The following is a 12,694-nucleotide window of genomic DNA, read 5'->3' on the forward strand; positions in this document are numbered from 1 at the left end:
CGGAGTACAGGCGTCGGGCGTTGAAGCGTTTCGATCCGGAAGGTAGGGGTGCGTCGTGAGGGCGTCAATGGGGTGAACGGGAACCGGACGGGAGGGGAACGCGGGCGGCCGCCCGGGCGAGGACCAGGGCGACGGCCGCCGCCGTCACCGGAGCCGCGTACCCGGCCGTCGCCGAGACGTGCTCGGCCAGCCACCCGCCGGCCGCCGAGCCGCCGGCTATGCCGCCGAGCAGCCCGGTCACCGCGAGGGTCATGCCCTCGTTCAGCCGGCCCTCGGGGGTACGCCGCTGGACCAGGGCCATGGTGGTGATCATCGTGGGCGCCGTGGCCATGCCGGCGACGAGGAGGGCGCCCGCCAGGACGACGAGCGAACCGGTCAGGGAGGCCGCGAGCAGCGGCAGGACCAGCAGCGACGTCATCGCGGCGACGCACCGCGGCAGCCGCCGCCCGTCCGGGCCCGTCGGCCGCAGCGCGCCGAACAGCAGCCCCGCCGCGCACGAACCGGCCGCCTGCAGCGCGAGGACGAGCCCCGCCGCCGACTGCTGTCCCCGCGCGTCCGCGAACGCGATCGTGACCACCTCCATCGATCCGAAGACCGCGCCCGTGGCCAGGCAGACCGCCACCAGCGGGGGCATGCCGCGGGTGCGCAGCGGGGAGCGGGACACGGCCGCGCGGCCCCGGGCGGGCGGTTCCGTCGACCGCTGGGCGACGAAGATCAGCACACCCGTCATCAGCAGCAGCGCGCCGGTCAGGGTGCCCGCCTCGGGGAAGACCGAGGTGCAGAGGAAGGCGGCGAGGACCGGGCCGAGCATGAAGCACAGCTCGTCGGCGGCCTGTTCGAAGGAGTTCGCGGTGTGCAGTGCCGCCGGGTCGTCCCGCAGGAGGCGGGCCCAGCGGGCGCGGGACATGCCGCCCGTGTTCGGGGTCGTCGCCGTGGCCGCGTACGCCGCGAACAGGGTCCAGTCCGGGGCGTCGAAGCGCATGCACAGGACGAGGGACAGACTGCCCAGCACGGCCAGCGCGGCGGCGGGTACGGCCACCCGGGCCTGCCCGTGGCGGTCGGTCAGCCGCGCGACCAAGGGGGCGACGAGCGCCGTAGCGACCAGTCCCGTCGCGGTGACGGCACCGGCGAGGGCGTACGAGCCCCGCTCACTGGCGATCATGACGACCGCGCTCACGCTGAACATGCCCGAGGGCAGCCGGGCGAGCAGGTTGCCGAGGGTGAAGGCGCGGGTGCCGGGGAGGGCGAAGAGACGGCGGTACGGGGCGAGCGGGCCCGTGCCGGGGCGGTGTGCGGGGAGTTCCCGGGTGGGTGGTTGGGGCATGGGATCACGGTCGCCCGGACCGTGAACGGCCGTCCAACACCTGCTCCGTGGTGATCCACGCACCTGGGTTGTAAGTTCACGGGATGCCTGCCGAAGCCGTCACCGTGCATCCCGCCGTGGAGCCCCGCCTGCTGCGGTCGTTCGTCGCCGCCGCGGAGGAACTGCACTTCACGCGGGCCGCCGCCCGGCTGTACGTCGCCCAGCAGGCGCTCAGCCGCGACATCCGGCGGCTGGAGCGGGAGTTGGGCTGCGCGCTCTTCGTCCGGACGACCCGGCAGGTGTCCCTGACGGCCGACGGGGCGCGGCTGTTGCCGTACGCGCGCCGGGTGCTGCAGGCGCAGGAGGAACTGCTGACGGCGTTCGGGCGGGGCGGACGGCCGGCCGGCGGAGTCCCGCGACGGCCGCTGCTGGTGGACGTCAACAGCCCGGGCCTGGTCGGCGGGCGGATCCTCGCCCGCGCCCGCGAACTCGCCCCGGACGACGAGCTGATGACCCGCTTCGAGAGCGGCCTCACCGGAGCCGCGGCGGAGATCCTCGCGGGCCGGCTCGACGTGTCGTTCGGCCGGTACGCGGGGCTGGACCCGGCGGTACGCGCCCGCCTGGAGCAGCAGCCCGTGCGGTACGAGCCGATGGCGGTCGTGCTGCCCGCGGACCACCGGCTGGCCGCCCGGGACGAGGTTCCGCTGGCCGCGCTCGCCGGTGAGACCGTGTACGCGGGCGCGGGGAACCCCCGGACGCCGGAGTGGACGGACCTGGCCCGCCTGCTCTTCGAGGGGCGCGGCATCGCCCTCGCGCCGCCCGCGCCGCTCGCCGTCGGGGTCGAGGAGTTCCAGCGGATCATGGCCAAGTCCAGGACGCCCGTGCTCGCCGTCGTGGACTTTCCGGCCATGCCGGGGGCGGTGATCCGGCCGCTGGTCGACCCGGTGCCGCTGTCGCCCGTATCGCTGGTGTGGCGGCGGGAGTTGGCGCACCCGGGTCTTGAGGCGCTCAGACGTGCGGCGGGGGAGCTGGCGGCCGGGGAGGGGTGGCTGCGGAGACCCGCCGGGGGATGGATTCCGGCCATCGACGCCCTCGTCATGGCGGGTCGCACCTAGGGCACCGCACGCACACTCCCCTCACGTGCGCTACATTCGTGGGCCGGGCGCGTGGGATGTGAAGGGGCGCTCGGATCGGGTGGGGGTCTCGATCCGGACAACAAGGTGCGAAGTGCCCGGAATCGTACGCGCGCCCTACGGTGTCCCTTGGGGGGATGTGCGTGCGTGTGGAGAACTGGCGAAAAGACACCCAACCGGAGCGGCCCGATGGCGGTTGGCCGTCCGCTGGGCGCAGTGACGGTTCCGCGAACCGCGGCGACGACGGGCCCGGCGGCCGTCCCGAACGGGACGGCCGGAGCGTGACCTGGCCGGAGGCCCGGCCGCCCCGTGCGCCCCAGAGGCCAGGAGGACCGCGGGTCGAGGGTCCGTCGTACGACCCGGCGGCGGAGACGCGGCTGATACCGGAGGCGGAGACCCGGCTGACGGCGGAGCCCGGGGCCCGGCCGCTGCCCGCTGCCGAACCTTCCGGGCCCGGCCCTTCCTGGGCCACCGGCAGGCCGCGGGCCGAGGAGCCGTCGTACGACCCGGCGGCGAAGACGCGGCTGATACCGGAGGCGGAGCCACGCCGAATAGCGGAGCCCGGGACCCGGCCGTTCCCGGCCGCCGGGACCCGCCCCGTCCAGACCTCGGGGCCACGCCCCGCACCGGCACCGGAGACACGTCCGCTCCCGGCCGCCGAGACGCGCCCCCTCCCCCTCCCGGAGACGAGCCCCCTCCAGCCCTTCGCCGAGGCCGAGTCGCCCCGTAACCCCGGCAGGCACCGGGCCGAGGCGCCGGACACCGGGCGACCCGGAACGCCGGACCCGCACCGGGCGGGTTCCCCGGCCGCGCACCGGGCCGACGGGCCGACCGCGCACCGCGCGGGTTCCCCGGCCCCGCACCGGGCCGACGGGCCGACCGCGCACGGCGCCGAGACGCCGACCGCGCACCGGGCGGGTTCTCCGGCCCCGCACCGGGCCGACGGGCCGACCGCGCACGGCGCCGAGACGCCGACCGCGCACCGGGCGGGTTCTCCGGCCCCGCACCGGGCCGAGACCCCCTCCGCACCCTCCGCCGGCAAGTCGGCCCCGCAGCCCAGCGGGTGGCCGGACGTGCCCAAGGGCAAGAGGGCGGACGCGCGGGCGGGCCGGGCGGCGGCCGGGCGGGCCTTCGTGGACCCGGACACCCGGCAGCTGCGGCTGCGCCCGACCGCCCCCAGGAGCCCCCTGGACGCGGACCTGGGCGAGCAGCCCGGGAACGGCACCGGAGCCGGGGATGCCGGTCACACCCACGACCCCCACGAGGTCACCGTCCAGATGGACGTAGTGGGCCCCCAGATGGAGGACTGGCTCGTCCGGCAGGCCAAGGGGGCGCCCGGTGGGGGCGACTCCGACGGTCCGGTCTTCGTGGACGAGTCCGGCCGCCGACGCGGTGTGCTGCGGCGGCTGGGCATACTCGTCGGCGTCGCCTGCGCGGTCTTCGCCGTCGTCATCGTCGCCACCCTCATGTCGGGCGACTCCAACGCACCCTGGCTGCCGGTGGAGGGCCAGGACGGCGACCGGCCCGCCGGCCAGGCGGACACCTCCCCGCAGCCCACCGAGCCGGCCGACCCCACCGCGGCGGAGGACGTCTCGCCGCGCACCGACCCGGCCGAGACCGCCGGCACCGTACCGGCACCCAGGTCCAGTGCCGTCGTGGTGGCCCCGTCGGACAGCGTCCCGGACCCGCAGGTGCCCACCGGCCTCGTGCCGTCGGCCGGCGAGGAGACCGACCCGCAGCCCACCGACAGCGCGCCGGTCACCGGCGTACTGCCCACCGGCCCGTCGACCGCCGAGCCGCCGGACCCGGCCGGCTCACCCGTCAGTTCGCCCGGCACCACGGACGGCCTGCCCGCCGACGAGGCGCCGGCCGACGAACTCGCCGCAGGGGACCGGTCCCGCACCGCCGCCGGCGGTCCCGCATCCCGCGCGCCCTACGAGCCGCGCACCCTCGCCCACCCCGCCGCCTCCCCTGACTCAACGCCCCCGGAGAACGTCATCTGATGGCCCGCTCCTCCCGTCACGGCGCCGCACCACGTGTCCGGCGCCGTCGGCTCCCCCTGCGCTACCTGCTGCCCGTCCTCGTCCTCACCGCCCTGATGGCAATGCTGATGCTGCGCGGGTACGTGCACAGCGAGATCCTCGCCGACCACCGTGTCCGGCCCCCGGCCGCCACCGACCAGGTGCCGCAGGAGGTCCTGGAGGGCGGCCCGGTCATCGACACCCGCGACGGCACGCCCAGCACCCTGAGCGTGCCGGACGGCCGGCTCGTCCTGACCTTCGACGACGGCCCGGACCCCACCTGGACGCCCAAGGTCCTGGACGTCCTCAAGAAGCACGACGCGCACGCGGTGTTCTTCATCACCGGTGCCATGGCCTCGCGCCATCCGGACCTCGTCCAGCGCATGGTCGACGAGGGCCACGAGATCGGCCTGCACACCTTCAACCACCCTGACCTGTCGTACCAGTCGCAGGCGCGCATCGACTGGGAGCTGTCCCAGAACCAGCTCGCGCTCGCGGGCGCCGCCGGTATCCGCACCTCGCTGTTCCGGCCGCCGTACTCGTCGTTCTCCGACGCCATGGACAACAAGTCGTGGCCGGTCACGGAGTACATCGGCAGCCTCGGCTACCTCACCGTCGTCAACAACACCGACAGCGAGGACTGGAAGCGGCCGGGCGTCGGCGAGATCATCCGCCGGGCCACGCCGGAGAACGGCGAAGGCGCCATCGTCCTCATGCACGACTCCGGCGGCGACCGCAGCCAGACCGTCGCGGCGCTCGACCGGTTCCTGCCCGACCTCGCGGACCAGGGCTACGAGTTCGACAACCTCACCGAGGCCCTCGGCGCGCCCAGCGCGCACACGAAGGTGGCGGGGCTGGAGGCGGTCAAGGGCAAGGCGTGGGTCGTGCTGGTCCAGGCGTCGATGCGGGTCACCGACGTCCTGACGGTGGGGCTAGCTGTGATCGGCGTCCTGGTCTTCGCCCGTTTCGGCCTGATGCTCGTGCTGTCCGGCATCCACGCGCGCCGGGTACGGAAGAAGAACTTCCGCTGGGGGCCGAGGGGCCCGGTCACCGAACCGGTGTCGGTGCTGGTGCCCGCGTACAACGAGGCCAAGTGCATTGAGAACACGGTGCGTTCGCTGATGGCGAGCGACCACCCCGTCGAGGTCATCGTCATCGACGACGGCTCGACCGACGGCACCGCGCGCATCGTGGAGAACCTGCGCCTGCCGAACGTCCGCGTCGTGCGCCAGCTCAACGCGGGCAAGCCGGCCGCGCTCAACCGGGGCGTCGCCAACGCCCGCTACGACCTGATCGTGATGATGGACGGCGACACGGTCTTCGAGCCGTCCACCGTCCGCGAGCTGGTGCAGCCCTTCGCCGACCCGAGCGTGGGCGCGGTCGCGGGCAACGCCAAGGTGGGCAACAAGGACTCCCTGATCGGCGCCTGGCAGCACATCGAGTACGTGATGGGCTTCAACCTGGACCGCCGGATGTACGACGTGCTGCGCTGCATGCCGACGATCCCGGGCGCGGTCGGCGCGTTCCGGCGGTCGGCCCTGCAACGGGTGGGCGGCATGAGCGACGACACGCTCGCCGAGGACACCGACATCACGATGGCGATGCACCGCGACGGCTGGCGCGTCGTCTACGCGGAGAACGCCCGCGCCTGGACCGAGGCCCCCGAGACCGTCCAGCAGCTCTGGTCGCAGCGCTACCGCTGGTCGTACGGCACGATGCAGGCGATCTGGAAGCACCGCAAGGCGCTCGTCGAGAAGGGTCCGTCGGGCCGCTTCGGGCGGGTGGGCCTGCCGTTCGTGTCGCTGTTCATGGTGGTGGCCCCCCTGCTGGCCCCGCTGATCGACGTCTTTCTCGTCTACGGCCTGATCTTCGGCCCGACCGGCAAGACGATCGGCGCCTGGCTGGGCGTCCTCGCCGTCCAGGCGGTCTGCGCGGCCTACGCCTTCCGCCTCGACCGGGAACGCATGACCCACCTCATCTCGCTCCCGCTCCAGCAGGTCCTCTACCGGCAGCTGATGTACGTCGTCCTGCTCCAGTCCTGGATCACCGCGCTCACCGGCGGCCGCCTGCGCTGGCAGAAGCTCCGCCGTACGGGCGTGGTGGGGGCGCCCCCGCCGGAGGCGTCGATGCCGGCACAGCGGACGCAGAGCGCTGGTGAACGGAGGCCGGTGGGATGACACAGCAGCACCAGGGTGCACAGGGCGGCCAGGGGGCCGCCGGTACGGAGAACCCGTACGCGCGGTCGTACGCGAGCCAGTACGGCCTCCCCCGGCAGCGGACGGAGGAGCCGCCGCTGCCCGAGGACACCGGGACGCGGGCGGAGGACGGACCCGCCGCGCCGCCGCAGTCCGGAAAGCCCGCGAAGCCCGGCCGCGACCGCTACCTCGACCTGCTGCGCGGCATCGCGCTGGTCCGTGTCGTGGTCTACCACGTCTTCGGCTGGGCGTGGCTGTCGATCGTGTTCCCGTCCATGGGCGTGATGTTCGCGCTGGCGGGCTCGCTGATGGCGCGCTCGCTGAGCCGCCCGGCGTGGGGTGTGATCCGGGGCAGGATCCGCCGGCTGCTGCCCCCGCTGTGGGCGTTCGGCGCGCTGGTGCTGACGCTGCTGTTCGTGGGCGGCTGGAACCCCGCCGACGGGGGCACCTGGAGCCTGGCGAGCGTGCTGAACTACGTGTTCCCGCTCGGCGCCCCGCCCTACCCCGAGGAGGCCGGCTTCCCGGGCGGGCTGCTGGACGGGACCTGGGCGGCGCAGGCGGCGGAGGTGCTGTGGTACCTGCGCACCTACCTGTGGTTCGTGCTCGCGTCCCCGCTGCTGCTGTGGGCGTTCCGGCGGGCGCCGTGGGTGACGCTGCTCGCGCCGATGGCGCTGACGGCGGTCGTGGGCACCGGACTGGTGAGGATCCCCGGCGAGACCGGCAACGCCGTCACCGACTTCGCCGTCTACGGCAGCTGCTGGGTGCTGGGCTTCGCCCACCAGGAGGGCATGCTCACGAAGGTGCCCCGCTACCTCGCCGTCTCGCTCGCGGCGCTGGTCATGGCCTTCGGCCTGTGGTGGGCGTCCGGCCACCTCACCGCCGACGGCTGGGACCTGAACAGCATCCCGCTCGCCCAGGCGACCTGGTCCTTCGGCTTCGTGGTCATCCTGCTGCTGTACTCGCCGTCCTGGCAGGAGCTGCCCGGCCGGCTCGCCAAGTGGGACAGGCTGGTGACGCTCGCCAACAACCGGGCGGTCACGATCTACCTCTGGCACAACCTGCTGATCGCGTGCACGGTCCTGATCGTCGACAAGTTCTACGAGCTGCCGTTCATGGACGAGCGGATGATGGACGCGCTGTCCACGACGTACACGATGTGGATGTTCATCCTGACCTGGCCGCTGATCGGGCTGGCGATCGTGACGGTGGGCTGGGTCGAGGACATCGCCGCGAAGCGGAGGCCGAGGCTGTGGCCGGACGGGTCGCGGCGGGGAACCGGGCGGCGCAGGGGCTGAGGGAGGCGGGCACCCGTGTCGGGACTGGACCGGACGGCTGATCCGGCCGGGCGGGGCGTGGCCGTGCGGTGACACGCCCGCCGCTCCCGCCGGATCCCCGAAAGGCGCCGCCCGGCCGTCCGGGCCGGAGTAGCGTGGGGACGCCGGTTCGATTCGGCCAGTGGCGCGGACGGGCCGGTGGGTCCTGGTCCTGCGGGCGGGAGTGTCCCGCCCCAGCCGTAATCGTGACCGATCGACGGGAACCGCCATGGAACCGCTTGACTTCGACAGCGACGACCTGGAGCTGACCGAGGAGGTCCTCAGCAGGGCCTACACCAGAATGCGGCTCGGTGGCGAGGGCGAGCGGACCCGGGCGCACGTCACCCGCGACGTCCTGGGGCCGGTCGGCGTCGACCAGCTCGAGTTCAGCTTCGACGTGAGTCACGACGCGGACGTCATGGGCCGGATCTGCGTGTGCAGCGTGCAGTCCGGCGCCATAGTCCGGCAGTACTTCCCCGACGGGGACGAGGGCCGTTTCGGACCCGGTGACGTGTTTCTGTACACCCCCCACGACCAGTCCTACGCGGGCGTCATCCACCGGTCCCGCTACAACCTGCTCATGCTGGAACCCCACCTGCTGAACAGGGTGGCCGCCGGCGTCCCCGGCCGCAGGCCCGTACCGGTGCGGCTGACCGGCGACCGGCCGGTCTCGGCGGCCGCCGCCCGGCACCTGCGGCACACCATCGGCCACCTGCGCAACGCCGTCCGCGCCGACCCCGACCTGCCCGGTAAGCCGCTGCTCGTCTCCACCGCCACCCAGTACGTCGCCGCCGGCGTGCTGAGCACCTTCCCCAACACCGCGCTCACCGACCCCACCGCAGGCGACCGCAACGACGCGCACCCGGCGACCCTGCGCCGCGCCGTCGCCTACATCGACGAGCACGCCCACACGGACCTCTGCGTGGCCGACATCGCCGCGGCGGTCCACGTCAGCATCCGCACCCTGCAGTGCGCCTTCCGCCGGCACCTCGACACGACGCCGATGCGCTACCTGCGCCGGGTCCGCCTCGCCCACGCCCACGCCGAGCTGCTCGCCGCCGACCCCACCACCGGCGTCACGGTCACCGCCGTCGCCAACCGGTGGGGCTTCTTCCAGCCCGGCCGGTTCGCCGCCGCCCACCGCGCCGCCTACGGCACCACCCCGCACGAGACCCTGCTGCACCGCGGTCCCTGACACGGCACACGGCGCGTTGCGTTTTCTGTACGCCCGGCGGCCCCGCTGCGTTCTCGGCATGTCACGGCCGCCCGGTACCGGACTTGACTGCACGGTGTGCGGAACAAGCCGGGCCGGAGGAACTCGCATGCCAAGCACGGAACGCGAAACGCTGGTCGCCGAGGCGGTGCTCGACCTGGCGGCCCGTACGGGCGACTGCGACGTCCTGGACCTCCTGCAGGATCTCACGGCACATCTGGTCACCCTGCTGGGCATCCGCGCCGCCGGAGCGATGATCATGAACGGGGCCGGACAGGTGGACCACCTCGCCGCCTCCGACGAGGACTTCCGGCGGCTGGAGGAGGGCCAGCTCGCACTGGACGAGGGTCCGTGCGTGGACAGCACGCGCAGCGGCGCCGTCCTGACACCGGTCGTGCTGCACCCCCCGGGCACCGGGCTGCGGCGCTGGCCCCGGTTCGCCCCCCGGGCGCTGCGCGTCGGCATCACCAGCGTCGCCGCCGTGCCGCTGCGCGTCGGCGAGCACACGGTCGGGGCCGTCGACCTGATGGGCGCCGGCCCCTTCCCGCCGACCCGGCGCGACCTGCGCCTGGCCCAGTCGCTGGCCGACGCCGCCGGTGCCTGGCTGCGGCAGCGGAAGGTGCTGCGTACCAAGGACGAGGTGCTCGAACAGCTGCAGACGGCCCTGAACACCCGTGTGGTGATCGAACAGGCCAAGGGCGCGCTGGCGGCCCGCCTGGGCATCGGCGTGGAGGAGTCGTTCGTCCTGCTGCGTTCCCACGCCCGCTCCCGGCGGCAGAAACTCAGCGAACTCGCCGCCCGCGTCGCACAGGGGGCCGTCCCCTCCGAACTCGACGCGCGGCCCTGACGCGCCGGCGCGCCCCACGGCAGGTAGCGAGCGTGTAACCGAGTACGGGACGCACTTGCGTGCGCGTTCGGCGTGGTGATTGTTTGGATCGTCCGGGGCGGGTGTTACGGCAACTGCCGCCGACGTGTGCCGACGTACCCGAGGAGTGACACCCGCCGATGACCCAGCCCCCCGGCCCGCCCGGCCCGCCGCAGGACGACTACAACCTCCAGCCTCCACAGCCCCAGTCGCCTCAGCAGCCGCAACCGCCGCAGTCCGCGCAGCAGCCGCCGTACCCGGCGCCGTACGCCGGGCAGCAGCCGCCCCAGCCCTACGGCGGCGCACCCGTACCGCCTGCGTACCCGGGCCAGGCCCCGCCTCCGGCTCCGTACGGCGCGCCCGGGTACGGCGCGGGCGGTTACGGGAGTTACCCGCCCCCGCCGCCCGGGGACGGCTCGGGCCGGAAGAAGACGGCCCTCGTGGTCGTGGCCGCCGCGGTGATCGTGGCCCTGTGCGGCGGCGGCATCCTCCTCGCCACCCAGGGCGGGAGCGACGGCGGCGCACCCGGCGCCGACAGCAGCGCCTCCGCCCCGCCGAGCGTGTCCGCGAGCGGCAGCGAGGAGCCGGTCGACGCCCCTTCGGCCGGGGCCGGGAGGACCACGGACGCTCCGTACGGCTCCGGCGGCATCGCGGACGACAACGACGACGAGGCGGCCGGCACCCCGCCCGCGAAGGGCGTCGAGGGCCAGTGGCAGGACGAGCAGGCCAGGACGCTCACCATCGGCTCCAAGTACGAGTCCGGCGACCTGAAGGGCAAGTACGCGCTCTCCTACATAGACGCCCTCGGCGGCAAGGGGATCATGACCGGTCTCGGCGCCTACCTCGACGACGACTCCTTCCGCATCGCCCTCGAACCCATGGGCTCGAAGAGCGAGGACGAGTCCGGCCTGGTCTACGGCACGGTGCGCCGCGACGGCGACGACGTGGTCATCACCTGGGAGGACGGGGGCAGCAACACCCTCGCCTACCTCGGGTCGGTGTCGTAGCAGCCGTGGAGCGGCCGTAGGAGTCACCTCACCGCCGTCCCCGCGCGCCGGTGAGAGCAACGTTCCCTTCCGGTCACCCACAGCCACAGTGCCGAAACGCGGCCTCCCTACCTTCGGGACTCGTCACCCCTCGACCCGAGTACAGGCGAGCACCGGAGCACCGTGGAGGCGTCATGACAGCCCCGAGCACGACCCCCGCACCGAGCAGGGGAGGCCGCTGGATCGAGCACTGGGATCCCGAGGACGAGACGTTCTGGAAGGAGAAGGGCGAGCGGATCGCCAACCGCAACCTCCTCTTCTCCGTCCTGTCCGAGCACATCGGGTTCTCGGTCTGGACCCTGTGGTCCGTGCTGGTGCTCTTCATGGGGCCGGAGTACGGGCTGACACCGGCCGACAAGTTCCTGCTGACGTCGATGGTGACGCTCGTCGGCGCGGTCGTCCGGGTGCCCTACACCTTCGCCGTCGCGGTCTTCGGCGGGCGCAACTGGACCATCGTCTCCGCCGGTCTGCTGCTCGTCCCGACCGTCGCCGCCTTCGCCGTGATGGAGCCGGGCACCTCCTTCTCCACCTTCCTCCTGGTCGGCCTGCTGGCCGGCATCGGCGGCGGCAACTTCGCCTCCTCCATGACCAACATCAACGCCTTCTTCCCGCTGCGGAGGAAGGGCTGGGCCCTCGGGCTCAACGCGGGCGGCGGCAACATCGGCGTCCCCGTCATCCAGCTGATCGCGCTCGCCATCATCGGCGCCGGCGGCGGTCCGCGCCTGCTGCTCGGCATCTACATCCCGCTGATCGTCGTGGCCGCGACCCTCGCCGCGCTGTACATGGACAACCTCACGTCCGTGAGGAACGACACCGGAGCCGCCAGGGACGCCGCGAAGGACGCGCACACCTGGATCATGTCCTTCCTCTACGTCGGCACCTTCGGATCGTTCATCGGCTACAGCTTCGCCTTCGGGATGGTGCTGCAGAACCAGTTCGGGCGGACGCCGCTGCAGGCCGCGTACCTCACCTTCATCGGGCCGCTGCTCGGCTCCCTCGTCCGGCCCCTGGGCGGCCGGCTCGCCGACCGCCACGGCGGCGCGCGGATCACCCTCCTCAACTACGTCGGCATGGCCGTCGCGACCGCCGTCCTGATCGTGGCCGGGATGCGGGAGTCGCTGCCGCTGTTCGTCGCCGCCTTCGTGGTGCTGTTCGTGCTCACGGGGGTCGGCAACGGCTCGACGTACAAGATGATCCCGGGCATCTTCCACACCAAGGCGCTCGCCAAGGGGCTCACGGGCGAGGAGGCCGCCGCCCACGGCCGCCGGCTCTCCGGTGCCTCGATGGGACTGATCGGCGCGGTGGGCGCGCTCGGCGGCGTCGGCATCAACCTGGCCTTCCGCCAGTCCTTCCTCTCCTACGGCTCCGGCACCGGCGCCTTCGTCGCCTTCCTCGCCTTCTACGCGGTCTGCCTCGCCGTGACCTGGGCCGTATACCTTCGCCGGCCGGTGGGGGCACGTCCGGAGGCCACGGCGACCACCGAGGCGAAGCCGCAGCTCAGTTATGCCGAGGTGTGAGAGGTACGGAAGGGGCCCGGCTCCTGCTGTAACGCCGCCGACATGAACCGGAACCGAGTCCGTCACGCGCCGTTGACAGGCTCGGTTC

General features: G+C 73.4%; 9 protein-coding genes. 8 read left to right on the forward strand and 1 reads right to left on the reverse strand.

Annotated features, from left to right (window positions below):
* Positions 1-64: 64 nt before the first annotated feature.
* Positions 65-1,324: an MFS transporter gene (locus IEZ04_RS11605; protein ID WP_189216712.1), complete on the reverse strand. Its 1,260-nt coding sequence runs from the start codon at positions 1,322-1,324 to the stop codon at positions 65-67.
* Positions 1,325-1,407: 83 nt separating this feature from the next.
* On the opposite strand from IEZ04_RS11605, the gene IEZ04_RS11610 reads away from it, so the two are divergent.
* The 8 genes from IEZ04_RS11610 (at position 1,408) to IEZ04_RS11645 (ending at position 12,606) form a co-directional block, all read left to right on the forward strand.
* Entirely contained in the window at positions 1,408-2,418 is a 1,011-nt protein-coding gene (locus IEZ04_RS11610; RefSeq protein WP_189216713.1) for a LysR family transcriptional regulator, read from the forward strand.
* A 299-nt stretch (positions 2,419-2,717) separates the two neighbouring features.
* Positions 2,718-4,439: a hypothetical protein gene (locus IEZ04_RS11615; protein WP_189216714.1), complete on the forward strand. Its 1,722-nt coding sequence runs from the start codon at positions 2,718-2,720 to the stop codon at positions 4,437-4,439.
* A complete protein-coding gene (locus tag IEZ04_RS11620; RefSeq protein WP_189216715.1) occupies positions 4,439-6,634 on the forward strand; it encodes a bifunctional polysaccharide deacetylase/glycosyltransferase family 2 protein in 2,196 nt (731 codons plus the stop codon). Before IEZ04_RS11615 ends, IEZ04_RS11620 begins: the two co-directional genes overlap by 1 nt.
* A complete protein-coding gene (locus tag IEZ04_RS11625) occupies positions 6,631-7,947 on the forward strand; it encodes an acyltransferase family protein (protein ID WP_189216716.1) in 1,317 nt (438 codons plus the stop codon). The genes IEZ04_RS11620 and IEZ04_RS11625 overlap by 4 nt, the downstream gene beginning before the upstream one ends.
* A 247-nt stretch (positions 7,948-8,194) precedes the next feature.
* Positions 8,195-9,160: a helix-turn-helix transcriptional regulator gene (locus IEZ04_RS11630; RefSeq protein WP_189216717.1), complete on the forward strand. Its 966-nt coding sequence runs from the start codon at positions 8,195-8,197 to the stop codon at positions 9,158-9,160.
* Between the two features lie 127 nt (positions 9,161-9,287).
* On the forward strand, positions 9,288-10,025 hold the full coding sequence (locus IEZ04_RS11635; protein WP_189216718.1) for a GAF and ANTAR domain-containing protein: 738 nt from the start codon (positions 9,288-9,290) through the stop codon (positions 10,023-10,025).
* Between the two features lie 158 nt (positions 10,026-10,183).
* Positions 10,184-11,050, forward strand: a complete 867-nt coding sequence (locus tag IEZ04_RS11640; RefSeq protein WP_189216719.1) for a hypothetical protein — start codon at positions 10,184-10,186, stop codon at positions 11,048-11,050.
* A gap of 173 nt (positions 11,051-11,223) precedes the next feature.
* Positions 11,224-12,606, forward strand: a complete 1,383-nt coding sequence (locus IEZ04_RS11645) for a nitrate/nitrite transporter (protein ID WP_189216720.1) — start codon at positions 11,224-11,226, stop codon at positions 12,604-12,606.
* The last annotated feature ends 88 nt before the right edge of the window (positions 12,607-12,694 follow it).

Source organism: Streptomyces ruber, from assembly GCF_014648075.1.
Lineage (GTDB): Bacteria > Actinomycetota > Actinomycetes > Streptomycetales > Streptomycetaceae > Streptomyces > Streptomyces ruber.